24 protein-coding genes and 1 pseudogene are annotated in these 26,583 nt (G+C 35.5%); 14 read left to right on the top strand and 11 right to left on the bottom strand.

Annotated elements, in window-relative coordinates:
• Positions 1-35: 35 nt before the first annotated feature.
• The gene (locus tag MKZ17_RS16295) at positions 36-1,424 is read left to right on the top strand and encodes an aldehyde dehydrogenase (RefSeq protein WP_340724788.1); all 1,389 of its coding nucleotides are present in this window, start codon (positions 36-38) and stop codon (positions 1,422-1,424) included.
• Between the two features lie 162 nt (positions 1,425-1,586).
• On the opposite strand, the gene MKZ17_RS16290 is transcribed toward MKZ17_RS16295, so the two are convergent.
• The 6 genes and pseudogenes from MKZ17_RS16290 to MKZ17_RS16270 form a co-directional block, all read right to left on the bottom strand.
• The gene (locus tag MKZ17_RS16290; RefSeq protein ID WP_340724787.1) at positions 1,587-3,593 is read right to left on the bottom strand and encodes a TRAP transporter permease; all 2,007 of its coding nucleotides are present in this window, start codon (positions 3,591-3,593) and stop codon (positions 1,587-1,589) included.
• Positions 3,586-4,053, bottom strand: a complete 468-nt coding sequence (locus MKZ17_RS16285; protein WP_340724786.1) for a DUF1850 domain-containing protein — start codon at positions 4,051-4,053, stop codon at positions 3,586-3,588. The genes MKZ17_RS16290 and MKZ17_RS16285 overlap by 8 nt, the downstream gene beginning before the upstream one ends.
• Positions 4,043-5,020, bottom strand: a complete 978-nt coding sequence (locus MKZ17_RS16280; RefSeq protein ID WP_340724785.1) for a TAXI family TRAP transporter solute-binding subunit — start codon at positions 5,018-5,020, stop codon at positions 4,043-4,045. The genes MKZ17_RS16285 and MKZ17_RS16280 overlap by 11 nt, the downstream gene beginning before the upstream one ends.
• 412 nt (positions 5,021-5,432) lie before the next feature.
• Positions 5,433-5,713: pseudogene (locus tag MKZ17_RS20630) on the bottom strand (DUF4300 family protein).
• A gap of 10 nt (positions 5,714-5,723) precedes the next feature.
• Positions 5,724-6,023, bottom strand: coding sequence for a DUF4300 family protein (locus MKZ17_RS16275; protein WP_340724784.1), 300 nt, complete (start codon positions 6,021-6,023; stop codon positions 5,724-5,726).
• A gap of 139 nt (positions 6,024-6,162) precedes the next feature.
• On the bottom strand, positions 6,163-7,740 hold the full coding sequence (locus MKZ17_RS16270) for a two-component system sensor histidine kinase NtrB (protein ID WP_340724783.1): 1,578 nt from the start codon (positions 7,738-7,740) through the stop codon (positions 6,163-6,165).
• Positions 7,741-8,019: 279 nt separating this feature from the next.
• On the opposite strand from MKZ17_RS16270, the gene MKZ17_RS16265 reads away from it, so the two are divergent.
• The 3 genes from MKZ17_RS16265 to MKZ17_RS16255 all read left to right on the top strand — a co-directional run bounded on the left by MKZ17_RS16265 (position 8,020) and on the right by MKZ17_RS16255 (position 11,775).
• Positions 8,020-9,489, top strand: coding sequence for a UDP-N-acetylmuramoyl-L-alanyl-D-glutamate--2,6-diaminopimelate ligase (locus tag MKZ17_RS16265; protein ID WP_340724782.1), 1,470 nt, complete (start codon positions 8,020-8,022; stop codon positions 9,487-9,489).
• 166 nt (positions 9,490-9,655) lie between these two features.
• The gene (locus MKZ17_RS16260; protein WP_340724781.1) at positions 9,656-10,135 is read left to right on the top strand and encodes a VanZ family protein; all 480 of its coding nucleotides are present in this window, start codon (positions 9,656-9,658) and stop codon (positions 10,133-10,135) included.
• Positions 10,136-10,203: 68 nt separating this feature from the next.
• Positions 10,204-11,775: a peptide chain release factor 3 gene (locus MKZ17_RS16255; protein WP_340724780.1), complete on the top strand. Its 1,572-nt coding sequence runs from the start codon at positions 10,204-10,206 to the stop codon at positions 11,773-11,775.
• A 35-nt stretch (positions 11,776-11,810) separates the two neighbouring features.
• Here the strand turns inward: MKZ17_RS16255 and MKZ17_RS16250 are convergent, their stop codons facing one another.
• Positions 11,811-12,578, bottom strand: coding sequence for an NRDE family protein (locus tag MKZ17_RS16250; RefSeq protein WP_340724779.1), 768 nt, complete (start codon positions 12,576-12,578; stop codon positions 11,811-11,813).
• Between the two features lie 144 nt (positions 12,579-12,722).
• Between MKZ17_RS16250 and MKZ17_RS16245 the strand changes: the two genes are divergently transcribed.
• The 3 genes from MKZ17_RS16245 (at position 12,723) to MKZ17_RS16235 (ending at position 18,480) form a co-directional block, all read left to right on the top strand.
• Positions 12,723-15,764: an efflux RND transporter permease subunit gene (locus MKZ17_RS16245; RefSeq protein ID WP_340724778.1), complete on the top strand. Its 3,042-nt coding sequence runs from the start codon at positions 12,723-12,725 to the stop codon at positions 15,762-15,764.
• Between the two features lie 486 nt (positions 15,765-16,250).
• The gene (locus tag MKZ17_RS16240) at positions 16,251-17,015 is read left to right on the top strand and encodes a TerC family protein (RefSeq protein WP_340724777.1); all 765 of its coding nucleotides are present in this window, start codon (positions 16,251-16,253) and stop codon (positions 17,013-17,015) included.
• A 115-nt stretch (positions 17,016-17,130) separates the two neighbouring features.
• Positions 17,131-18,480, top strand: a complete 1,350-nt coding sequence (locus MKZ17_RS16235; RefSeq protein ID WP_340724776.1) for a TrkH family potassium uptake protein — start codon at positions 17,131-17,133, stop codon at positions 18,478-18,480.
• A gap of 86 nt (positions 18,481-18,566) precedes the next feature.
• On the opposite strand, the gene MKZ17_RS16230 is transcribed toward MKZ17_RS16235, so the two are convergent.
• From MKZ17_RS16230 to MKZ17_RS16220, 3 genes are read right to left on the bottom strand one after another with little or no spacing between them, the layout of a single operon-like run.
• Positions 18,567-19,673 carry a tyrosine-type recombinase/integrase gene (locus MKZ17_RS16230; protein ID WP_340724775.1) on the bottom strand — a complete coding sequence of 369 codons (1,107 nt, stop codon included), beginning with the start codon at positions 19,671-19,673 and terminating at the stop codon, positions 18,567-18,569.
• A gap of 40 nt (positions 19,674-19,713) precedes the next feature.
• Complete coding sequence (locus MKZ17_RS16225; protein ID WP_340724774.1) at positions 19,714-20,163, bottom strand: ImmA/IrrE family metallo-endopeptidase; 450 nt, start codon at positions 20,161-20,163, stop codon at positions 19,714-19,716.
• 28 nt (positions 20,164-20,191) lie between these two features.
• Complete coding sequence (locus tag MKZ17_RS16220; protein WP_445326925.1) at positions 20,192-20,350, bottom strand: hypothetical protein; 159 nt, start codon at positions 20,348-20,350, stop codon at positions 20,192-20,194.
• 217 nt (positions 20,351-20,567) lie between these two features.
• Between MKZ17_RS16220 and MKZ17_RS16215 the strand changes: the two genes are divergently transcribed.
• The 7 genes from MKZ17_RS16215 (at position 20,568) to MKZ17_RS16185 (ending at position 25,685) form a co-directional block, all read left to right on the top strand.
• Positions 20,568-21,629 carry a hypothetical protein gene (locus MKZ17_RS16215; protein ID WP_340724773.1) on the top strand — a complete coding sequence of 354 codons (1,062 nt, stop codon included), beginning with the start codon at positions 20,568-20,570 and terminating at the stop codon, positions 21,627-21,629.
• Between the two features lie 2 nt (positions 21,630-21,631).
• Positions 21,632-21,802: a hypothetical protein gene (locus MKZ17_RS16210; RefSeq protein ID WP_340724772.1), complete on the top strand. Its 171-nt coding sequence runs from the start codon at positions 21,632-21,634 to the stop codon at positions 21,800-21,802.
• A gap of 46 nt (positions 21,803-21,848) precedes the next feature.
• Positions 21,849-21,980 carry an XkdX family protein gene (locus tag MKZ17_RS16205; protein ID WP_340724771.1) on the top strand — a complete coding sequence of 44 codons (132 nt, stop codon included), beginning with the start codon at positions 21,849-21,851 and terminating at the stop codon, positions 21,978-21,980.
• A gap of 144 nt (positions 21,981-22,124) precedes the next feature.
• On the top strand, positions 22,125-24,056 hold the full coding sequence (locus MKZ17_RS16200) for an S-layer homology domain-containing protein (protein ID WP_340724770.1): 1,932 nt from the start codon (positions 22,125-22,127) through the stop codon (positions 24,054-24,056).
• Between the two features lie 220 nt (positions 24,057-24,276).
• A complete protein-coding gene (locus tag MKZ17_RS16195; RefSeq protein WP_340724769.1) occupies positions 24,277-24,681 on the top strand; it encodes a hypothetical protein in 405 nt (134 codons plus the stop codon).
• Positions 24,682-24,696: 15 nt separating this feature from the next.
• Positions 24,697-24,954, top strand: a complete 258-nt coding sequence (locus tag MKZ17_RS16190) for a phage holin (RefSeq protein WP_340724768.1) — start codon at positions 24,697-24,699, stop codon at positions 24,952-24,954.
• Entirely contained in the window at positions 24,954-25,685 is a 732-nt protein-coding gene (locus tag MKZ17_RS16185) for an N-acetylmuramoyl-L-alanine amidase (RefSeq protein ID WP_340724767.1), read from the top strand. Before MKZ17_RS16190 ends, MKZ17_RS16185 begins: the two co-directional genes overlap by 1 nt.
• Before the next feature lie 287 nt (positions 25,686-25,972).
• Here MKZ17_RS16185 and MKZ17_RS16180 read toward each other — a convergent pair whose 3' ends face one another.
• Complete coding sequence (locus tag MKZ17_RS16180; RefSeq protein WP_340724766.1) at positions 25,973-26,452, bottom strand: hypothetical protein; 480 nt, start codon at positions 26,450-26,452, stop codon at positions 25,973-25,975.
• Positions 26,453-26,583: the final 131 nt, after the last annotated feature.

The following is a 26,583-nucleotide window of genomic DNA, read 5'->3' as shown; positions in this document are numbered from 1 at the left end:
TTTATGCATAGTTTTTCTAAGAAAGGATGAGAAAAATGAATTTTACTGCACAAGAACTAGATCAAATGATTGAATCTCAGCGCTCATTTTATTTTACTGGCGCAACTAAAGATATAGAATTTCGTAAGCAACAGCTCGTGTTATTAAAAGAAACGATAAAAAAATATGAAGCACAAGTGATAGAGGCACTTGCATTGGATTTAAGAAAAAGCGAATTTGAAGCCTACTCAAATGAGATAGGAATTGTATATGATAGCATTTCTTATTTTTTAAAAAATTTAGATGAGTGGATGAAGCCACAGTCTATAAAAACACCATTACATTTCCAACCTGCAAAAAGCTTTATTGTACGTGAACCATATGGTGTTACATGTATTATTGGACCATTTAATTATCCGTTTCAATTAGTTATTGAACCGCTGATTGGGGCGATTATCGGCGGAAATACAGCAATTATTAAACCATCTGAGTCCGCTGTGCATACGGCTATTATGATAAAAAAAATAATTGAAGAAACTTTCCCTGCAAATTATGTACGTGTTGTTGAAGGAGAAAAAGATGAAGTAACAGCATTAATTCATGCACCATTTGATTATATTTTCTTTACAGGAAGTGTTGCAGTAGGGAAGGTAGTCGCAAAGGCAGCGGCTGAGCGTTTAACACCGATTACATTAGAACTTGGTGGAAAAAGTCCAGTAATCGTTGACCAAACAGCTAATTTAGATGTGGCGGCAAAACGAATTGCATGGGGGAAATTTAATAATACAGGCCAAACTTGTGTAGCGCCAGATTATGTATTAGTACATGAGTCAGTAGCGAAGAAATTTAGCAAAATCATGAAAAAGACGATTCGTGAGTTTTTTGGTGTAGATGCACAGAAAAGCGCGGATTATGGGCGCATTATTAATGAACGGCAATTTGATCGCTTACAAAAATTGATTGATCAAGAACGCCAAACAGTAACATTTGGTGGAAGCACAGACCGTGAGGATTTATATATTGAGCCGACGATCTTAGAAAATATAACATGGAATAGTCCGTCAATGGAAGATGAGTTGTTCGGTCCAATTTTACCAATCTTGACATTCAAGGAGTTGCCTCAAGCTATTCATGAAATTCGTAAATTACCAAAACCATTAAGTGCCTACTTATTTTCAGAAAATGAAAAAGCAATTGCTTATTTCTTGCAAGAACTACCATTCGGTGGTGGGTGCATAAATGATGTAATAACACATGTGGGCAATACGTATTTACCATTTGGAGGGGTAGGACCATCGGGTGTGAATTCGTATCATGGGAAAGCAAGTTTTGAGAATTTTACCCACGCGAAATCGATTATGCAACGTTCAAATAAGCTAGCAAATAGTTTATTGTATCCGCCATATAAGCAGAAGGTGAAGTTAGTTCGAACAATTATGAAATAAAAAACTGGAATATTAATAAGAGAGTAGAGGGGAGTCAATTTCTTCTATCGTAAAAGAGGGAATGACAAAGCTCAGCTCAAAAATAAAAGCATTTCAAATTTTACAATGTGTAAATTTGAAATGCTCTTTTTATACTACGTCGAAGCCTAAAGGTCACAAATGTTAAGCTGTTGTTAAACTATTTCGTTTAGACCTCATGTAATCGTAACTTAAAATTAAACCTACAATTATAATTCCAATAATATCTGTGTAGGCTTCAGGAATAATTAAACAAAGTGCCCCTGCACCTAAAATGATTCTTAAGATCCAATTTAACTTAGATTTAAAGAAACCTTCAGCAGCAGCACTTAACGCTATGATACCAATGATTGCAGTAATTGTAATCATAATAATTGAAGAGATCGGTGCCATTGGGAACTCTTTTGCATTTACAGCAATGTTCGTTGTATCTATCATGAGCATAGCAGGATTATAAACAAATAGGTAAGGAATAATGAATCCTGCTAAAGCTAATTTTAAAGCAGCAAAGCCTGTTTTCATTGGATCTCCACCTGCGATACCAGCACCAGCAAATGCTGCAAGTGCTACTGGAGGCGTGATATTAGCAAAAATCCCGAAATAGAATACAAACATATGAGCTACCAGGATTGGGACACCAAATTCAGCTAAAGCTGGGGCAGCCATAGTTGCCGTAATAATATAAGCAGGGATTGAAGGTAGCCCCATACCTAAAATCATTGAAGCAATCATCGTAAAGAATAACGTTAAGAATAAAGATCCAGCACCTAAGCTTGCGATGGATGAAGTCATAACGTTACCAAATGAAGTCAAGCTTACAACGCCTATAATAATCCCTACAACCGCACAGGCAACCATTACCGATAAAGATTGGCGCGCCCCACTATCAAATGCAGCTAAAATATCTTTGAATCCCATACGTGTTTCTTTGCGAAGTGCAGCAACTATTACTGTTGCAACGATTGTATAAAATGCAGTTTGACCAATAGGTACACCAGCATATAAAAGATACACTAAAAACGCTATTGGAAATAACAAATGTCCACGGGCTTTTAGTACTTCTTTTACGGCAGGTAAATCTGCTTTCGGGATACCACGTAAGTTATCACGGCCTGCTCGGAAGTGTACTTGCATAATAACGCCTAAGAAATAAAGTACAGCGGGAATTAGTGCAGCAAGAGCGATTGTACCATACGCAACGCCAGTCGTTTCAGCCATAATAAATGCTGCGGCACCCATAATTGGTGGGAGAATTTGCCCGCCAATGGAAGCCGATGCCTCAACTGCGCCCGCAAAATTTTTAGAATAACCAACCTTTTTCATTAATGGAATTGTAAAGGCACCAGTACCGACAACATTGGCAACTGCAGCACCATTAATACTTCCCATAAAACCACTTGAAATAACAGATACTTTTGCAGGACCACCTTGACTATGACCAGCTAAAGCAAGCGCTAAATCGTTAAACAATTGACCCATACCTGACTTAGCTAAAAAAGCACCGAATAAAATAAATAGGAAAATAAATTGTACAGAAGAGCCAATTGCTGTAGAGAAAAGTCCTTCTGTTTTTAAATACATTTGACCAAAAATATCTCCTAAATCATATTGTCGGGTCATCATTTGTCTAGGAACCCATGATAAATGACTTATGAAAGGATATGCTAAGAATACTAGTGCTAAGATAGGTAATATCCAACCTGTTACACGTCTAGCAGCCTCTAATACAAGTATTACTGTTAAAATAGAGAATAATATATCGGTTGTATTTGGAATACCACCACGTTCAGTCATAATTGCTTCATACTGAACAATTAAATAACCAGAAGATGCAAACGCTAAGATGAAAAGGAACCAATCATATATAGCGACCTTTGTTCGATCTTGCTTTTTGAATGTTGGATAGATTAAGAAAATTAACGCTAAACCAATTGACACATGCAAAGACCTTTGCTGCAAAGCTGGAAGTGGATTAAACGTTACGTATAAGTGGTATAAAGAATAAAAAATAGCAACAATAGAAATAAATAATAAAACTTTTTTGTTAACTATTTTTCTTACATTTGATTCAGTATCAAATTTTTCTAGTATTTCTTGTTGTTGTTCCTCTGATAATGCTTGCGCTTCAATCTTACTTGTTTCTTTAGTCAAATTTTTCACCTCTTAAATATTGCCATAGTGTTACTTTTTGAACACTAATGGACACATTCGTATAATTTTCAACGATTTTACTTAAATCAATTGAATGGTTATTTGAATAAATCGTTGTTTTAATATTGTCTGATACAATCATATTAACTTCTTCTATAAATTCATTAATTGCATAATGTATGTAACCATCATTTGTTTCAATTAACGTTCCAGAATTTGGTGTACCCGCTCCGTATGTTTTAAAGTAAGTCTCTTTTAAAATGAGCTGATGGTTTTCAATAGCATATTCTTCATACCAAGGCTCTTTTTCAACGGAATGAATCCAACCTAGTGTAAAGTCACTCGTAATGAAAAGATGTCCTTGTTCATGTTCGACAAGGACAACTTCTTTTCGTATAAGAAATAGTAGTGATAGCAATACAAAGAGTATGCTTATCGACCAATAAATCTTATTGCTCATCGTAGAATTTTTGTGCTCCAGGATGGACTGGGGCTACCATCCCCTTTTGTGCACCTTCTAGAGAGATTTCTGCTGCAGCTTGATGAGAAGTCGTTAATTTCTCTAAACTATCAAAGAAAGTTTTTGTTAATTTATATACATCATCTTCACTTAATTCAGAAGAAACGACTAAAGCATTCATAATTGCTGCGGTTGGAATTGCCTCTGCATTTCCGTAAGTATTAGCTGGGATTTCCATTGAGATAAAGTACGGTTGATCTTTTGCAATTTCCTCAATTTTTGCAGGATCTACAGAAACTAAAGATAAATCAATGCTATTTGCTAATTCTAATACACTTGAGTTGGGTAAACCTGAAGTTAAGAAGGCAGCATCAATTGCACCTGATTTTAATCCATCAGCAGCTTCAGCATAGCCCAAGTAATCCACTTTAATATCGTCGTATGTAATACCATGCCCATTTAATAGATTACGTGCATTTACTTCAACGCCTGAATTTTGATCTCCAACAGCTACTCGCTTACCTTTTAAATCTTCTAACGTTTTGATTCCTGAATTTTTGGTAGTTACAATTTGAACAAAGTTAGGATATAGAGATGCGACTTGTTGTACTGAATCAATTTTCCCGCTAAAATTACCAGTACCTGTAACGGCCTCCGTTAAAACATCACTCATTACGAATGCCATTTCTACTTTGCCTTCTTTAATTAAATTGATATTTTCAACTGATGCACCAGTCGCCTGTGGCTTAGAGTTTACATCATAAATAGAAGAGTACTCATTTGCCAACGTTGTACCAATAATGTTGTATGGACCAGAAGAACCACCAGTGGCAATTGTCACAATATTCGCAGATAAAGCGCTTTCAGAATTTCCGTCAGTAGAAGATGAATTGTCATCACCACATGCAGCTAATATTGCCCCTGTTAATAATAAGCTTGAAATTATTCCATATTTTTTGATTTTCATAATAATCCCCTCCGAAGTAAATTATAAACATAAAGTAATAATAAACACAATATTTATAATTATATTAATTTTTTGATAAAAGAAGTCGCGTTAAATATATGTAAAATTATTGATATGTAACATAATCGCTTTTGCATGCAACTATTATAATACAAAGGGAAACTGTTATGGTACAACTTTAGCAAACTTGAATTATTTTGTATGTAGTAGATGCTAATATTGAAGAGATTCTCTGATAATAATAGAAAATATATATTTATTGTAGAATTTTTTGTAATGTAGAGTTTACACTAAGGAAGTGTGATAAAAAATTGGAAGTGCATGGAATAAAAGAAGCTACCGTCTGCAAAATACAGACAGCAGCTCCAAAAAGTTACCTAGGCTTTATTGAAAGCTCTTTTACAAAGGGGACTTATTTTATGTTACTTTCGGAATTATTTGGATTTTCTCTGTATCGTTCTAAAAGCTCATCATTTTCCATAATAAAAGGCTTAGCAGTTGGCTGGTTCCAAGAAATATCGTACTTATTCATTAAATAACCATTTAATTCAATACGACTATCAAACTTTACTGCTTGATATGGCTCAATGATAGCTTTTCAAGGAATAAAAGTTTCCCATCTTCACTTTGAATTAAGACACCCATATGACCGATAAATAGATAACCTTCCTCATCGTGGAAGAAAACAGAAATAAGTGAACTCTTATCTTAATTTAAAAAAGTTTATATCTTTACTTTCCCAGTATTCTTTTACCTTTTTAATATGTACGGAGACATCTTTTGTATTTTTTGTTGGGATAAAAGAAAATAATGTTTTAAATTCTTCTTGTACGACTTCGTTAAAAAGCTTTTCAGGACCATATTCCATTGCATTCTCATCAAAAATTAACCAACTGGAATTTTTCGTGTTAAGTTTACCAATAGAAATTGAATCTTTCATTAAGTCATAGGAAGTAATTCTACAATTATAACCGAGAAATTCTGGATTTTTAGTTTCCCACAAATGCGGCGAATGATTTTGGTAGGCATGATCTAAGTTAAAATAATTTTAAAAAGCTGCTGTCTGCAAATTACAGACAGCAGCTTCAACTAGTTGCTTAGGCTATTTTAGAGTAACTCACGATGGGATTTGTCTAAATAAACTAATTATTTTCGACAGGGAAGCTAATTAAAACTTCTGTTCCAATCTCTTCTATACTAGTAATTGTGATTTTTCCATTATGATCTACGATAATCTTTTTAATAATCATCATTCCAAGACCTGCTCCTTTTGTTTTTGTTGTATAAAACGGTTCAAATACTCGTTCTAAAACATTAGGGGGAATGCCACAACCATTATCTTCTATCGCAATAAATATTTCTTTTTCGTCACTGCTTAATTTCATATTAATCGTTATCGTCCCGTCTTCACCTATTGCTTCAATCGCGTTTTTTATTAAATTAATAAAAACTTGCTTAATTTGATTTTCATTGCCTATGATGAAAAGTTTTTGAATAGTATTGACGACCTCTAACTCGATTGATTTTTGCTGTAACTCAAATTGGAAGAATTGCACAATTTCAGTAATCGTTTCTCCTAACGAGATCGGAACTAATTGTTTAAGTTGCGGGCGAGATAATACAAGGAATTCAGATAAAATTAAATCAATTCGTTCCGTTTCTTTTTGAATAAGCTTTGTATACTCATAGTACGGAGAATTAGGATCTTCATTCATCATTTGTACAAATCCAGAGATGACCGTCATTGGATTACGAATTTCATGGGCAACACCAGCTGCAAGTTCACCTACGAGCTTTAATTTTTCAGACTGTAAAATTAAACTTTCATTTTCTTTAATGTATGAAATATCTCGTGAAATTGCTGAGACACCAATCATTTCACCATGTGGATTCCAAAGAGGTGATAATGAAATTTGTGCGTGAAAAAGCGTCCCGTCTTTTCGCATATCATGTGTTTCGAATAAATGGTAGCTATGTCCCTTTTTTAAGTTTTCTGTACGTTCTATCGCACTGTCCATGTTTTCAGGAGGAATTAATGGCAATGAATGACCTAAAGCTTCTTCTTTTGTCCAACCATATAACTTTTCAAAGGCAGGATTTACTGCAATAACACGATTTTCTAAGTCAAATACAGCAATGGAATCTTCTGCTTGCTCAAAAAATAAACGTAAATAAGCTTCTTCCGAAGTTAAGTTGTATTCTCGATCTAACGTTGCTTTTTCAACTTTGTTCCAGATTAGTTTTACATAAAATGTTTGAAGTAAACTAATAATACAAACAATTAATAAAAAAAATAGATAATAATTTCCACTTTGTTCTATTGGTTTAAATGGAATGGGCGAGAGTCTATAGACGATGAATATTTCCACTAATACGGCCAGTATATTTAAGACATTAATACGCATTGAGCGATAAAGTGCTAGTAACGCAATCATATAAATAAACACATAGATTGTAATATAATTCGAACTTTGCAAATTCATTAATATAACCAAAAAGTGCCAATTAATGATAAGCGTTGCTTGGAATACTTTTGGATGTATTGATAATTTATACATAAATAAGATGATGATGATGATTATTACTACACAATAGATTAAATTGTATTTAGAGTAATAAAATAGATCTGAAACAATGGTAATGATATGAATGCTTACGGTGAGTACAAAAGTAACGGCTATTAAAATATTGCGTTTTTGTAAAATATCAGGTTCTTGCATGATATACCTCTCAAAGTATTATTACTATTATCATACAGTAATTCACTGTGTCGATAAATGACGATTTTTGATAAAATAGAGTTATTCAAAAAATGAATGAGAAAGTTTTGTTTTGAAAAGGCTTTCATAGAGAAAATAAAATGTTTTTCTAATAATGTCATACTGAAACGATGGAAATTTCGAATCATGAGCAGTATGATGAATAGTAATAGATAAAGTGAACTTGTAGTACATGAAATATTTGCATTAGCAAGTACATTGCAGTTGGGGGAACGAATTATGTATGCAGAAGAGTTATTTAGTACACTTATGCAAAAAAAAGTGGTAGGACAATTACCAAAATTAATTAAAGATATCGCAATCGATTCTAGAAGTGTACAACCGAGCAGCCTATTTATTTGCTTAAGAGGGTATACAGTAGATGGACATGATTACGCACAAAATGCAGTAGATGCAGGTGCTACAGTAGTCGTAACGGAGCGTCAATTAGAGCTTCAAGGAAATGTTGCTCAAGTTATTGTGAAAAACACAAATCGTACGCTTGGAATTTTAGCAGCCAAGTTTTTTGATTATCCTTCAAAGGATCTTACTATGATTGGTGTAACAGGTACAAACGGTAAAACGAGTGTATCAGGGATTATTCATAATATTTTAATTGGTCTTGGAGAAAAATCTGCATTATCAGGAACAATTGGGTTTAATTTAAATGGTGTTTTATATGAATCAGCAAATACGACAAGTGACGCATTAAATACACAGCAAATGATTTTCCGTGCAAAAATGGAAGGCTGCCGTGCAATGGTGATGGAAGTCTCATCTCATGGTTTAGCATTAGGTCGTTTAGCAGGTGTAGACTATGATGTCGCAATTTTTACGAATTTAACGCATGATCATCTTGATTTCCATGGGACAATGGAAGATTATGGACAGGCGAAAGGACTGCTGTTCTCTCAACTTGGTCAAGATTTAGAGAAAAATAAACATGTTGTTTTAAATGCCGATGATCCATGGTCCAAAAAATATGCGGAAATGACACCATTCCCGATTTGGACATATGGGTTGAAAAATGATGCCATTTTCCGTGCAGAAAATTGCCGATTTGAAAATGGAATGACCCATTTTGATATGGCCACACCAGAAGGAACCTTCCCAGTAACAATGCATTTACTTGGTGAATTTAATATTTATAACGTACTTGCTGCAACCGCAATGTTTTATGCACGTAGTTTCCCATTAGAGGCAATCATTGAGCAAATTGAAATGTTGCTACCTGTAAAAGGTCGTATGGAAAAGGTAGAAACAGATTTACCAATTCAAATTTTTATTGATTATGCACATACGCCAGATGCCATTGAAAAAGCAATTAATGCCGCATTACCATATAAGAAGCCTGAAAATAAATTAATTTTCTTAGTCGGAACAGGCGGGGGGCGTGATAAATCAAAACGTCCGACGATGGCTGAAAAAGCTTCAGTAGCGGATTATGTTGTTTTAACGACAGATGACCCACGCTACGAGGAGTTTGATAGCATTACTGGAGATTTAGCAAAAGGTATGCTGCATAAAAATTATGCATGCATCGGAGATCGTGCAGAAGCGGTTCGACATGCTGTAAGTGTGGCAAACCCAGGAGATATTATTATTTTTGCTGGTAAAGGACATGAGGATTATCAAATTATTGAAAATACAAAATACCCACATAGTGATGCAAAAATTGCTATTGAAGCTGGGAAGTTAAAGTTTGTATAATTGAATCATTAATTTCAAATCCACTGTTAGAGCGAATCACGCATGACAGTGGTTTTTATTTATTGAGAGGGAGGAGTTAGACTTAGTGATACGTTCTTTTTTAATCAGTATGCTTTTGTATTGTCTTATTTGCCTTCCTTTTTATTTGTTATTACGTGTATTGTATATGAGAAATAAGAAGAAAAATTGGCCTCGTGAAATGGTTATGCTACTATTTTTTCTCTATTGTGTCAGCATATTTTCGCAAACAATTATCCCCAATTTTTATATCACAGAAGGCCATATTATTTTTGATACTTCGTCTGCCTATTTAAGAAGTAACTTTACTCCGTTACGAACAATTCATCTATATTATGATCAATTAAGCGGACCATTGGCCTCGGTTGCATTTTACAATTTAGCAGGAAATATTGTGTTATTTATTCCGTTTGGTTTCTTTATACCACTATTATGGTCGAAGTTTAGAGGATGGGTCCAAATTCACGTGTTCGCTTTTTTAATTCCACTCTTTATTGAATGCACGCAATATTTTATTGGACGTAGCATAGATGTAGATGATGTATTATTAAACGCGATTGCCATTGTCATTGGTTTTATTTTCTACAAGATATTAAGACACCCGCGTATTTTAAATAGCAATGAGTAAAAAAGGTTGTAACAGAGTATCGATGTCTTTTAAAATAAGAAAGTATGAAAAAAGGAGACGAACTAAAAATGACTTTAGAACAAGATATATTATCACGTCGTACCTTTGCTATCATCTCTCACCCGGATGCTGGTAAAACGACGATTACAGAAAAATTACTATTATTCGGTGGTGCGATACGTGACGCAGGTACCGTTAAAGGAAAGAAAACAGGGAAGTTCGCTACATCTGACTGGATGGAAATCGAAAAACAACGCGGAATCTCTGTAACATCATCTGTTATGCAATTTGATTATTCAGGTTGTCGTGTAAACATTTTAGATACGCCTGGACACCAAGACTTCTCAGAGGATACGTACCGTACATTAATGGCGGTAGACTCTGCTGTCATGGTCGTTGATGCTGCCAAAGGGATTGAGGCACAAACGTTAAAGCTATTTAAAGTATGTAAAATGCGTGGTATTCCTATTTTTACATTTATTAACAAATTGGATCGTCAAGGGAAAGAACCATTAGAGCTAATTGAAGAATTAGAAGAGGTTCTTGGTATTTCAGCTTATCCAATGAACTGGCCAATCGGTATGGGAAAAGAATTTTTAGGGATTTATGACCGCTACAACAAGCGAATTGAACAGTTCCGTACGGGGGAAGATGAGCGTTATTTACCACTAGATGAAGAAGGTGGCTTAGCAATCGACCACCCGATGAAGGTCACTTCTTACTATACACAAGCAATGGATGATATCGAGTTGTTAAATGAAGCAGGAAATGCCTATTCGGAAGAAAAAATTCGCCGAGGTGAATTAACACCTGTCTTCTTCGGTTCAGCTTTAACAAATTTCGGTGTTCAAACATTCCTTGACACATATTTAAAATTTGCACCTGTACCACAACCTCGTATTACAGAGGATGAGCAATTTATAGATCCAGTAGAGTTTCCAGAGTTTTCGGGTTTCATTTTCAAAATTCAAGCGAACATGAACCCAGCGCACCGTGACCGTATTGCCTTTGTACGTATTGTATCTGGTCAATTTGATCGCGGAATGAATATGACATTAGCTCGTACAGGGAAGTCATTTAAAGTATCTCAATCGACACAATTTTTAGCAGATGACCGTGAAACAGTGAATACAGCCGTTGCGGGAGATATTATCGGTTTATATGATTCAGGCACGTACCAAATTGGTGATACACTTGTTGGTGGTAAAAAAACATTCACCTTTGAAAAGCTACCACAATTCACACCAGAACTTTTCATGCGTGTATCTGCGAAAAACGTAATGAAAGGGAAGCAATTCCAAAAAGGTGTCCTTCAATTAGTACAAGAAGGGGCCATTCAATACTTCAAAACGTTACACACAGAAGAAGTGATACTTGGTGCCGTTGGTCAATTACAATTCGAAGTGTTCCAGCACCGTATGAACAATGAATATAATGTTGAAGTGAAAATGGAACCAATTGGTAGTAAAATTGCCCGTTGGATCGAAAATGAAGAAGAAGTGAAAGATTCTATGCATTCACAACGTTCAATGCTAGTAAAAGACCGCTTTGATAATAAAGTATTTTTATTTGAAAACGAATTTGCAACGCGTTGGTTCTCAGAGAAAAATGAACATATAAAATTATATAGCTTACTGTAAGTAAGGGGAAAAACCGTTGGGCAAACACATATTGCTCAACGGTTTTTTTCTATTATAAACAAACGATCATATTCCTTTTCTCCTTGTTCATATGTCCGTTCAGCAAATTGGATGTTGCCATCTTGCTGAAAAAGAATAGCAGTTGAACAACGCGTACCGTAATTTCCCATTTTAATAAATTGAGGAGACAATAAGCGTTCTAAATGGATACCTACACCAGTATCTGGTAATTTATTATCAGAAGCAATTGTCTTATTTGTTAAAAGTGACAATAAATTTTCAATCTGAAGGGGTTGTTTCACTTTTAAAACTTCAGTCAAATCATCTTTTCCTAATCGTGTTTTTGGCCAATTAGAATTTAATGTAGCATTACTTAAACTATGTACACCGGCTTCAATAATCGTATAGTCATCAAAAATATTGTTAAAATGATACATTTTATGACCATCATATAGAAGTACATTGTAGCCACCATAGTCATCCTTTGTGTTACGTAAATGCGCAATGAATGCTTCGATGCTAACAGGCTGCTCTAAAAATTGACGTACAATATCGCCACGTGAATAAAGACCGCTTTCTGGTAATCGTGGATCACGATAATTCGTAATCGCGGCAAATCGATTTTTTGAAGAGACACCCAGCCAGCTCCCCCCCTGTAATAAATCTCGTCCGGCTAGTATTTCAGGAGCATCTGCCCAAAATTGAGCAGGCGCAGTCGGACGATCATAAAATTCATCTCGATTAGCAATAACGATAAGGGGATATTCAGGATGCATTTGGAATGCAAATGTTATTAAACACATATAAATTCCTCCATATTAACTTTAATTTGTTGATGTAGTTAATTCTAAGATGAAGCCTGTAGTTACTGATAGGCAAAAAGGAAAAATAAACGCTATACATGAATTGTAATGAGAATAATCAGAAATAGAAAGGATTTTAAATCCATGAATATTAGTAAATTTTCAATTAAACGACCGGTATTCACAATTGTATCGATGTTGTTCGTTTTAATCTTAGGCATTGTGTCACTTTTTAAAATACCAGTCACATTAATTCCTGATTTAAATCCACCAATTGGGGTCGTTGTAACGAGCTATCCAGGAGCAAGTCCAACAGAGGTAAATGAAAAGGTGACAAAGCCATTAGAATCGACACTTGCTACGTTACCAGGCATTAAAAAGATACAGGCAACGTCCCTTGAAAGCTCCAATTTAATTGTTCTAGAATTTGATTGGTCTACCGATATGGATAAAGTCCAAAATGATGTATTGCAGCGAATAGATATGGTTCCCTTACCCGAGGATGCTGGCCGACCAACCTTTTTAAAATTTGATCCGTCTCAGTTTCCTGTTATTCAACTTGCCCTCGCTGCTAATCAGGAAAACGTTGATGTTCGTGAAATTGCTGAATCATTAGAGCAAGAATTACAACGAACAGAAGGGGTAGCCAGTGTAACGGTGTCAGGAAAAATAGTAGAAGAAGTACAAATTGAATTAGACCCTCAAAAATTAGAGCAAAATAGTTTAATACAAGCCGATGTCATTCAAATGGTTCAGGCAAGTAATATTTCGTTACCTGGATCAGAAATTAATACAAACGAAGGTCAATTATTAACAACAAGAGTAGTGAGTCTATTTACTTCACCTGAACAAATTTCCGAACTAGTACTTTCTGTTAATCCGTTAACTGGCCAAGCATTAAAAGTAAGTGACATTGCAACAGTCGAACGAAAAGAGCAACAATCAAATACAATTACGCGAGCGAATGATCAACCTGCAGTGTTAATTTCTGTATTACAAGAATCTGGCGCAAATACGGCAAGTGTGTCCGAAACATTTCAACAGGAGCTCGAGCAACTTTTAACGGATCCACAATATGAAGGTGTAGAGGCGACAATTTTATTTGATCAAGGAAATTATGTAAGACTTGCGATTAGTAATATTAGTTCTTCATTAATCTTTGGTGGGCTGTTTGCCATGCTTGTACTATTCTTCTTTTTATCAGGTGTAAAAAGTCCACTCATTATCGGAATTGCCATTCCATATTCGGTTATTGTTACATTTGTATTAATGTTTTTTGCGGACTTTTCGTTGAACATTATGACACTTGGCGCACTTGCATTAGGCATTGGTATGCTCGTCGATAACGCGATTGTTGTTATTGAAAATATTGAGCGTCATTTAGAGTTAGGAGAGTCTCCAACGGAAGCTGCCATCAGTGGAACAAAGGAAGTAGCGCTAGCAATTACCGCCTCTACGGTGACGACGATTGCCGTTTTCGTGCCAGTGCTGTTTATTAGTGGTTTGATCGGTAAAATTTTTACTGAGTTTGCATTAACGATTTCCTTTAGTTTAATTGCGTCACTTATAGTAGCGTTAACCGTTGTTCCAATGTTAGCAAGTCGATTATTAAAAACGAAAAAAGGAAATTTAATTGAAAAGCGGCAGCAATCATTACTATATAGTCGTTATACAAAAATGTTGAAGTGGACCCTTAAAAATCGTCTGATTGTAATAAGTGTGACGCTTATATTATTGGTGGCATCAGGGTTTACTTTATATAAAACGGGAACAGAATTTCTACCTGCAACGGATGAAGGGTTTGTAACTCTTTCTGTAAAATTACCACGTAGCGCTTCCGTTGTAAAAACCGAAGAAGTCGTAGCAGAAATAGAGCAAATGGCAGAGCAATTTGGCGAGGTAGATGTGGTCGTCAGTTTAATTGGAGGGAATCAGCAATCCCTTTCTCGGGGGACAAGTAGCCCTAACGAAGCAGAGGTATCAATTAAGTTAGTGCCGTTAGCAGACAGAGACCGTTCAATTTTTGACTTCGTTGAGAAATTGGAGCAGCAAGTGAAGGAGACGATTGGAGAGCGTGCAGAAGTTGACTTTTCATTATCCTCCTCTTCTGGTACCACACCGAATACATTATCTTTCCGAGCGACAGATAGTGATGAAGCCCGATTAAATGAAACAGTATCCATTATTCAAAAGCAGTTAACTAAAGTTGATTCAATTACAGAAGTAACAACTGATTTGGATACGACAAAAGAAGAAATTCAAATAGAAGTGAAGCGAGATACTGCACAGCAGTATGGAATGCTACCTGCACAAATTGCTCAAACAATTAATACGATGACAAGAGGCGCATTTACAACACAAATGATTGCCGAAGATGGAGAAGTCCTCGTTGTTTATACTGGTTTTGGACAGACTTATAAAAATAACATTGAGGCAATTAAGACAATGAAGCTGAGAACAAATGCAGGGGTTTTTGTGGAGCTACAGCAATTAGCAGATATTCAAATTAAACAAACCCAAACAGCAATACGTCGGTCAGATCAAGCAATGGCAGTGGCATTTTTCGTCAAATATAAAACAACAGAGTCATTAAGTGGTATATCCAAAAAGGTTGATGAGGTAATTGATCAAGCGAATATCCCAAGCTCTACGAAGATTATTTTTGGTGGTGACCGGGAGTTGTTTGATAGTGCCAAGCAAGACATGATATTGGCAATTCTTTTATCCGTAGTTCTAATTTATCTAGTAATGGCAGCTCAATTTGAATCATTTAAGCTACCGTTTGTTATGATTTTTAGTGTACCATTAATGGTTATTGGAGTGGCGATTTCATTGTTTATTACCAATACATTACTTGGTGTAACCGCTATAATCGGGATATTAATATTAGTAGGGATTGTTGTAAATAACGGAATTGTCTTAGTTGATTATATAAATCAAAAACGTCAGCAAGGATATGGGGTAAAGGATGCGATTTTAATTGGAACACAAGATAGGATACGACCAATTTTAATGACTGCTTTAACGACAATTCTTGGGCTAATTCCTCTCGCATTAGGAATTGGTGAGGGTACCGAAATGAATCAACCTATGGCTATTGTAGTTATAGGTGGCCTTGTTAGTTCAACTATATTGACATTATTCATCGTACCGTTAATTTATAGTTTTATTGAAAAAGAAAGGTAAAAATTTTTGAGATAGATGAAGTGATCGAAAGGTACTATCATAATCTAGTCCTCTAAAATAAGCGAGAAACTTGCCGGTTTTTGTTTGGCATTGTCAACAAAATAAGTATCAGTAATGTATTTTGAAAAAATTAGTAAAAATAAGAGAAGATTTGTTTGATTTTTTTCTATAATATCGTTAAACTAAATTTATAATTGAATTGAATATCCGATGACATTTTGTCAAAGGGGAGTAGCTATAAGGGATTTGGGAGTAGATTGTCGAAAAAAAGCAACTACTACACATACAATGAACTTACTTCACATTCGTCATTACATGGTTAGGAGCCATCGGGTGTGATAGCATATATGTATGCTTAGCAAGACCTTTGCCTATATTTTATAGGTAGAGGTCTTTTCTTTTTTGCCTTAATTGGATATTTTTTCAACTATAATATATATTTGCCCTCTAAATTGGGTAAACGGATATTTAAAGGAGGAATTACTCTTGGAAACGATTTTGTTAGAATACGCATGGGTCTTACTTGTGCTTGTGTTTCTTGAGGGGCTTTTAGCAGCGGATAATGCTGTTGTAATGGCTGTAATGGTAAAACATTTACCGAAGGAGCAACAGAAAAAAGCTTTATTTTATGGATTATTTGGAGCGTTCGTATTTCGTTTCATCGCGCTATTCCTTATTACGTTCTTAGCAAAATATTGGGAAATTCAGGCGTTAGGAGCAGCTTACTTATTATTCATCTCCATAAAACATTTATATGATAATCACTTTAAGAAAGAAGATGAAGAAGATGAAGTTAAAGCTAAAAAAGGCTCTGGCTTCTGGATGACTGTATTAAAGGTTGAGCTTGCGGATATCGCATTTGCGATTGACTCTATGCTTGCAGCAGTAGCGATTGCAATGACATTACCACATATTGGTGATTTTGATATCGGTGGTATTAATGCTGGTCCGTTCACTGTTATGTTCTTAGGTGGATTTGTCGGACTTGTTATTATGCGATTTGCTGCACAAATGTTTGTTAAATTATTAAATGATTACCCAACTTTAGAAACAGCGGCCTTTTTAATTGTAGGGTGGGTTGGGGTTAAGCTTGCGGTGTTAGCTTTAGGTCACGAAAATTTAGCGATCATCGATCCACACTTCCCACATTCTACAACATGGAAGATTATATTCTGGGTTGTATTATTAGGTTTAGCAATTGGCGGTTATGTCGTAAGTGTCTATAAAAATAAAAAGCAACAACAAAATTAAGTAGAAAGCTACGTTGCGAAGGAATTGCCATAGTATTGTGGCAGTTCCTTTTCTTTTGGAGCATAATTCATTATACTAGGAAAAAATGTAATGAATATTTAAGGGAGGCAATCTGATGCCTTTTAGACAATTAGCAACACGAAAAATCACACCTTTTCAAATTTTGCTTATCTTTTATTTCTTTGCGATATTAATTTCTTATTTACTTCTTCGCATTCCAGGGGTACATAAAGAAGGGGTAGAAGTTTCTCATTTAGACAGTCTATTTACGGCTGTCAGTGCTGTAAGTGTAACCGGTTTAACAACAGTAACTGTATCTGAAACTTATAGTGGATTAGGTTTAGCGGTGATTCTACTTATTTTGCAATTTGGAGCAATTGGAATTATGTCAATCGGTACGTTTTTATGGATGATTTTTGGGAAAAAAATAGGGATGCGTGAGCGTCAATTGATTATGATTGACCACAATCAATACAATTTATCTGGTGTAGTCGCATTGATTAAGCAAATTGCAACGCTATTAATACTAATCGAATCAATTGGTGCAATAATTTTAACCGTGCATTTTAAGCGCTATTTCGATACATGGGAAGATGCTGCAATTAATGGAGTTTTTGCTTCTATATCAGCTACTACCAATGGTGGCTTCGATATTACGGGGATGAGCCTATTGCCGTTTCATCATGATTATTTTATCCAATTCGTCTGTATGATTTTAATTTTTTTAGGGGCGATTGGTTTTCCTGTATTAATTGAAGTGAAGACGTATTTATTGAGAAAAGATCCAACATTCCGTTTTAGCTTATTTACTAAAATAACAACGTTAACTTATGGTGCATTATTTGCAGTAGGATCAATTGTTATTTTAATTATTGAAGTGTTTCAATCGTTTAGAGGAATGTCTTGGCATGAAGCTCTATTTTCTGCGATGTTTCACTCGGTTTCAACAAGATCAGCGGGTTTAACGACATATGATGTGACAACGTTTAGTGAAGCAACAAGTCTTTTTATGAGTGCACTCATGTTTATTGGGGCATCTCCAAGCTCTGTCGGTGGGGGAATACGAACGACGACTTTTGCCATCGTCATTTTATTTTTAATTGCATATTCCCAAGGACATTCAGATGTTCACATTTTTAAGCGAGAAATTCATTTAATTGACGTATTTCGTTCATTTGTTGTAGTAATTTTTGCGATTTTCATGGTGCTTGGTGCAACAATGATTTTACTAATTACAGAGCAACATGCAACAATGACACAAATCATTTTCGAAATAACCTCTGCCTTCGGAACATGTGGAATGTCGCTCGGCATTACTGGAAATTTATCTACTGTTGGTAAAGTTGTAATTATGGCACTTATGTTTATTGGACGAGTAGGGTTAATTTCATTCCTGTATTCGATTGGTGGAAGGGGTAATAAGAAGAAGTATCATTACCCTAAAGAGCGTATAATTATTGGGTAGATTTGAAAGAATGGCTTAAAACAAGGGGTTTGCAAAGGTTTATGAGGGGTTAAGAAGTCATTTGACCCCTTTTTGCCCCCTAAGCTCTATTTTTTGAGGTAATTTATAAATTTTTCGAGTGAATTTCGCTCGTGATTTTGTGTAACATGCAAATACGTATTTGCTGTAATGTTAATGTTTTTGTGACCCAATCTAGTGCTTACAGTTTTTATGTCGACCCCTGATTCGAGAGATAGGACAGCATGAGTATGTCTTAACAAATGGGTAGACTTTCTTTCTGGTATTCCAGCGTAACGTAAAAAGTTTTTCATCATATCTTGAGGTTTTGTATGATAAAATTCTTTACCTGTTTCATCTACCATTACATAATCTGATTTAATATAGTCTGCGATTTCCAATTCATTTTTTTCTTGCCAGTTTTTAAATTCAATCAATAGTTCAATTAATTCATCGTCTAGCAGTAATGTTCGATAAGAAGAGCTCGTTTTAGGTGGACCTAATCCATCGCGAGTACGTTGTCTATTAATTGTAAGGGTTTTTTCCTCGAAATCAATATCAATCCACATTAAGCCTAATAATTCACCACTTCTGATTCCAGTATTTATTAATAAGTGGACCATTACTTTTTTGAATATTACTTGAGACTCCATTACATCTAACAATCGTTTAGATTCATCAAGAGTTAAAAAAGTAATTTTGTCTTTTGTTTCATCTTTCTTTATAGAAATTGATCGTAATTTGTTTTTTTCGAGCTGGTCATGTTCGACTGCGCTATTAATAATGACCATCATTTCACCGTGTATACGATCCACTGTGTTTTTACTGTAATCTTTATCAAAAAGTAATTCGTTAATGAAAATTTGGTAATCTGCGCGAGTGATGTTTTTTAAATTATAACCACTAAAGCGCTCTAATAACTTTTTTTGTCCATTAGCCGCTGCGGTATTACTTGAGTCGCGCCGTTGTGATTCGTAAATGAGTTTATATTTTTGTACCCAATCCTCAAAAAGTATTTCACCTTTCCGAAATTCATCGATACCACCTTTAAATAACTTTTCCTCTACAAGTACAGATGCAGCTCTTGCGGCTGCTTTGGTCGAAAATCCACTTTTAGAAAGAGTCTTTTGCTTTCCAAGATCATTGTATTTTATTCTGTATTCCCATACATCTCCACGTTTTCGGAAGTATGCCACAATATCACCTCTTCTATAAAAATGAGAATATATGTTCTTTTTAATTTACAAAAAAAAGCTTTTTACATTTCAGTTCAACTAATTCGAGTGGCACATTATGTAATAAAGCTATATCTTGCATTGTCATTTGTTCGTTTTGGCATTTTAGCAAACTTTCGTCAGAAATGAGTAATTCGGCAGCGAATTGATTTGCTTCGCGTTCAATTTTGCTGACAGATAAAAATGTATCTCGACGCATGAGGGGAGTGTTCACCCTAGGGTGTAGCGATACGTGTCCCAACTCATGAGCGCATGTAGATTTTTTATCCTTATCATCCAAATTGCTATTAATAACGATATATTTGTTACGACGATCGTATTTGTAGTAACCGTTTATCTCTGGGTGTAAATTATGAAATACGACGTGTACATTTAAACATTTAGCTAACTGATATGGACAGTCAGTTTTATATCTCTCTTTTAACTGATTGGTTTTTTGTTTAATCCACATGCAATCACTTCACTTCACCATAATTTAGTTATTCTTCTTCGCGATATTTCTTAGGTGTGTATTTCTTGTTGATACGTTGCGTTTGTCTAAATAACAATTCCATTGATTCCAAAAGTGATTCTTTTGCCTCGTCACTCATTGGCTCACCGTCAAAGGCTAATCCGTAGGACGGGACGTACCCTGTCAACGGTCGACACACCGATGGGTATTGGTATATACGAGGCGCTGTAACTAATAGCGCGCCTGTTTGGTCGTCAATACCAATTCAACAAGTAAAGAAAAACGGATCTATCACAATTAACCTTGCAAACTTCGCAAGTGATTCTGATGGCAATGCACTTATTTTCAGCACAAATGATGTATTAGATCAGTCAAACGCTAAATTTGCTTTATCTGGTAACACATTGATAATCACAGGTAAGCAAATTGGCTCGGCAAGTATTTCTATAATAGTAAGCGACGGTACGGCGAATGCATCTACCACTATCACGGTAAATGTAGTCAATTCTGAACCAATAGTAACTATTACGTCACCATCAAATAACGGTACGCTTTATGAAAATGATGTATTCAATATTGCTGGTACTGCTTCAGACACAGACAACGGTAATACAGTAACTGTACGCTACCAAATCAATGCAACCACGGCACGTGCAATCAAAGCCTTTTTAAGTGATGGTTCAACGCTGGAATCCTTTAGTAAATCTCTAACGTTCAAAGGTGGAAGTCTTTACGATGGCACAACTTTAATTGCTGAAAACCTAGCTGATGGTGTAGCACATACGTTGAAAGTGTGGGCGACTGATGACCAAGGTGGTTCATCCACTATAAAAGAAATTCCTTTCTATGTAGTACCAAACAGAGCGCAATTATTAGCTGTCAATTCACCAGTCATTAACGGTGTGATAGATTCAGATAAATTCACAGTTAATGGTACATTTGAAGATTCAGATGGAAACACAACGACTGTATCCTATCGAATTAATGGTTCCACTAGTGTACAAATTGCTGAAGGTGTAAGTGGCCAGTTTGAATTTGAAGTGTCATTTGGTCAGTTAATAATCGGTGAAAATCATATAGTAATTGAAGCCGTGGATAGTTATGGTGCTAAAGTAAGCAAAACACAAAAATTAAATAAGGTTGCAGTCGAAACGCCATTATTAAAGTCTACTGCTCGTTACAAAATTAACCCACCAACTGGTTCAGCTAAGGCGGTTTTATTATGGATTCAGCGAAATGAAAACTTAGTAATTGACGTAGCTCTTAATATGACGATGATTGGCGAAGCAGAATCATTTGTTCCTGTTGCAGCTTCTAATACGGCACCGATTGACAATGTGATTCTGGAAGATGAATTTTACTATGAAGTAGATGTTCCAAAAGACAACATTATCCTTCAAATTGACATGACACGTGCATCAACAGAAGTAAGCGATAAAATCCATTTAATTTCGGGGGTGCTTTAATAATGGAACGTCGTAAACCATTACCAGATGGCACATTGAGTGAGCTTGAAAACATCGGAACAAAACCAACTACAGATCAACAGGTAGTAGCTCTTGGTATGCAATTGGCACAAGAAAAAATAAATAGCATGCAAAAAGATGCTGTTATTAATGGACTAGGTTCGCACAAGTAGCTTCTATGAAACTTGAAATCATGCAACTGAAAGGGGGTGCTTCTTAATGGCATTTTGGAAAATGGCTTTAAAATGGGTAACATCTGAGCAATTACGCATAGCGGTGGTCACTGAAAGCAATCCATTTGGTGAAATTACACCTGAGGAATATAAAGATATTACAAAACAGGAGTTCTAAACACCTGCTAATTTCGAATGATATTATTTAACAATTAACAATACTATTAACATTTGTTAATAGTATATCTATCGAACTAGTTATAAAATTAAAAGGTTGGAGGCGAAGGTTCCATATTTTAGGATGAATCAAGGAGGCACTAGTTTGAAGAAAAATTTGATTAAATCAGGATTCTTATTGTTAATGTTTTTATCTTTTCTATCATTAAAAACAATTCCAGCAAATGCAGCTGTTGAATTATCTGACATTGAAGGTTCATATGCTAAGGATGCTATTGAAGAGTTAGTTAATTTAGGAATTATAAATGGTTATCCAGAGGGGACATTTAGACCGAATGGAGAAATATTAAGACAAGACTTTGCGATAATATTAGTAAAAGCACTTGGTATAGAAAGTTCTAACTCGCCAAGTACACCAATGTTTACTGACATCCCAACTAACCATTATTCTTATCCCGCTATTGAAGCTGCAGTGAAAGCGGGATTAATAAATGGAAGAGGTGACGGAAAGTTTGGTTTAAACACAAGTTTAACACGTGAGGAAATGGCTACTTTATTTGCTAGAGCATTAGCTAGAGATACAACGGGCTTTGGAGAACAGCTTACTTTTGCAGATCAGCATACTATTTCTGCTTGGGCAAGAGATGCGGTAGGTTTTGCAGTTAATATTAATTTAATGATTGGTAATGAGTCTAATCGTTTCAACCCTCAAGGAGTGGCTGAACGTCAACAAGTTGCTCTTGTGGCTTCTAGATTTCTAAAGCAGATTGATAAATTAATACCGACATCAGAGCCAACACCAGAACCAACACCAGAACCAACACCAGAACCAACACCAGAACCAACACCAGAACCAACACCAGAACCAACACCAGAACCAACACCAGAACCAACACCAGAGCCAACACCAGAACCAACACCAGAGCCGACACCAGAGCCAACATCGGTTCCGACACCGCCGAAAACTGTTTCGGTAACAGGTGTAGCAGTAAAAACTGCTCCAGCCAAAGTGGCATATTTTGAAGGTGACACGTTAAATTTAACAGGCATGGTAGTTACGTTAACGAAATCAAATGGCACAACAGAGGAAGTGGCCTATGCGAATTTCAGTTCTAAGGGCATCACAGTAAGCCCGACAAATGGAGTGTCATTGACAACATCGAATACCACAGTAGAGGTTTCAGTAAATGGCAAAACGACAAACCAAATGATAACAGTAAACCCAGTAGTAACAGGGGTAACAGTAAAAACATCGCCGTTAAAAGTTACTTATAATGATGGGGATAGTTTAGATTTAACCGGTTTAGTGGTAACTTTAACTAAGTCTGACAGAACTACAGAAGATGTAGCATTAGTAGATTTCACATCAAAAGGAATTTCAGTAAATCCATCGGACGGTGCAACATTATCACCAGCAGATACAGAGGTTTTTATTACTGTCAACGGTCAAACAACAAATCAAGTAATTACAGTAAATCATGACATACCTCCAACAGCAAGTAATGTAAAAATAGTGGGAATTCCAATAGTGAATAGTACTTTAAGCGGTAGTTACATTTATGAGGATGTAAATGGTGATATGGAGTACGGATCATCATATCAATGGTATGCAGATGGACTGGCGATACCAGGAGCTACTTCACAAAATTATTTATTAACAACTAGTGACGTAGGAAAAATAATAACATTTGGAGTAATACCGAATAATAATAAAGATACGGGGGTTGAGGTGAAATCTCAAGAAACATTAAATATTCTTTTAGAGGATATACCAATGGATATTGTAATTGGTAATAGTGTTAACAGTGGATATGTTTTGCCAACTTTTCATCAACCTACTAAGTTTTATTTCACAGATGATGAGCAATGGAGGAATTCAATAAATAAATTATCACTCGTAAATACTACTACAATAAACAATAGTGCTACTTATTTTGATAAGGCTGGATTAAAAATTACGGAAGGCAAAATAGAAATAATTAGCTTAACTAAAGAAATTTATTTCTCGGGAGCCTGGAAAGTAACTATTCAAGCAATAGGTTATCCGGATACAATTGTTTATTTTACGGTGCAATAACCATTAAGAGTTTTGGATATGTTAACATGCTACATCAAAGTTTCAAAATGTGGGGTAACTCAAAATTTGATTAAATAGCAGAATTCACCAGCACTCTCAACCGAGGGTGCTTTTTTATATGTTTACAACGCTTTAGAGCTTTTTGGAACGAGTAATTATCCACAAAGTATTTCGATTCGTATCACAGTGCTATTTTGCACATGAATTGGGGGTTAGGGCAATGCCAGAAAATGAAGGAAGTGCATCAATGTTTGAAACAGTTAAAAATCACGAAGAGCGCATAACCATTTTAGAAAAAAATGACAAGGAACTAAAGGAGAATTTCAATAAGCTCTCCAATCAAATTTTGACCTTGGAAAGCCAAAATACAAAGTTAGAAAATACGCTCTTAAATGATAATCGTGACACGCGCCAAACGATGAAAGATCAAGCAGAAAAAATGTTCGCTCTTGTCGAAAATGCAATGGGATATCAAAACAGTAAATCAACTCAAGACCACGAATTAAAAATGTTAAAGCTCAATACATGGTCAACAGTCTTTTTAAAGTTTGCGGGGGCTATCGGTGCTTTGGGTTCAGCTGGAGGCCTGATTTATTTAGTTGCACAACATTTTTTATCAAATTAAATTGGGGGAAATCACATGAAAATCAATTGGAAAGTACGCATGCAACATAAACAATTTTGGGTATCATTAATCGCATTACTCATCGTGCTCGCTAATCAGATAGCGGGCATTTTTAATGTCGATATTACGATTTACAGCGATCAAGTTACAGGCATATCAGAAACCATTCTTATGATTTTAGCGTTAATGGGTATTATAGTGGACCCAACAACTTCTGGCGCTTCTGATAGCTCACAAGCCTTGCGATATGATAAGCCAAAGGGTGATGAATAATGATTACTGCTTCTCCAGGACATTATGGTCCGAAAACAGGCGCTCAAGGATTAATTGATGAAGTAACGGAAGCTATTAAGGTAACAAAACGCGTAACATCCATTTTACGTGCTGCAGGTATTACAACGAATTACATCGAGGATAATGTAAGTAAATCGCAGTCTCAAAATATTCCTTGGTTGATTGCTCAACATAATAAGACTAATCGTCAAATTGACGTATCGATTCACTTTAATTCAACGGCCGGTACGCATTCTAGAGGTATCGGTACAGAAACCTTAATTCACAACGGGAAAAATATTGATACTGCAACAGCGATTACGGATGCAATCAGTAAAGTGAGTGGGCTTAAAAACCGTGGCGTTAAAATTCGCCCAGACTTAGGATTGTTAAAAGGCACAAACAAACCATGCTATTTAATTGAAGTATGCTTTGTAAATGATTCGGTGGATGTAGCTATTTATCTTAGGGATTTTGAAAAGATATGCCAAGCGATTGCAGAGCAATTGGCAAAGGCTGTTGGTAAAACTATATCTACGAAAGTAGAGGGAAAAACAAAGGAGGAATCACCAGTGACGAAAGAAACATACGAAAAAGATGCAGCACCAGCAACCTGGGCAGAAGATGCTGTGGAGTGGGCAAAGGAAAACGGTGTGTCAGATGGCACGTATCTAAAACGCCCAGCTACACGTGAAGAAGTGATTACGATGATTTATAAATCTCAGAAGTAAAAATAATTTAAAGATGCTAGGACAAAAGTCTAGATGAACAAAACAGGCAATCATGATTGCCTGTTTTGTTTTATAAGACCGTAGTTCTCCGTTCGGAAGGATGCTTTTCTGAGGGACCGACTCGAATCTTTCGATACAACTGCACCGAAAGAAACTCTCTTCATATTCTTCCTATGGAATTGTGAACATGGAAAGTCGTACTTTCGAAGACTTTTCTCATTCATTTTTTCATTTGATTTCATCATAATCCAAGTAATTATTTAATACCAAGTAACGATATTATTAACTTAATCCCAATAATTAAATACTAAATCTCCAACAGTTTGGGCATTGAAATGTTTTGTGTATTCTAATTCAACTGAATTTAATTCATTTGGATTTTGAAGTGTATTCTTATTTCCAGTCTTAGAGAAGACCAATGGTTCAGATAATTCGGCTAAAGTTAAGACGCGATAAGAATCACAAAATGCGATAGCTAATTGATCATTATCAATAAACATTAGATCAGTTATATTATTATTTTTAGCGAAAGCCACATAATCATAATTACTATTAAAGAAAATATACAGTTCTTTACCATCTATCTTACATAAAGAATGCAGGTACCCATTATCTATTGATGGCTCATACCATTCAATTATCTCCCCACCGACCTTGCTAATAATCTCATAACATTTTTTTTTAAACAGAGTTCGAACCTCGATCCAATTTCTATCAAGTAGTATATTACCTCCTGTAAAACCTGTAACACCATTTTGTAAAATCATAAATAACCCACCATTCTATTTAATATAGTCTTTTTTATTCTACAATTACTACCTCCAATATGGTAGGTAGTGGTTTGATATTATATAAATGCTGTTACAAACCCATTGAATGGGTCTTCTTTATTATCGAG

The organism is Solibacillus sp. FSL R7-0682, from assembly GCF_038005985.1.
Classification (GTDB): Bacteria; Bacillota; Bacilli; order Bacillales_A; family Planococcaceae; genus Solibacillus.
Note: the sequence above shows the minus strand (reverse complement) of the source record. Positions and strands in the feature narration are given on the sequence as shown.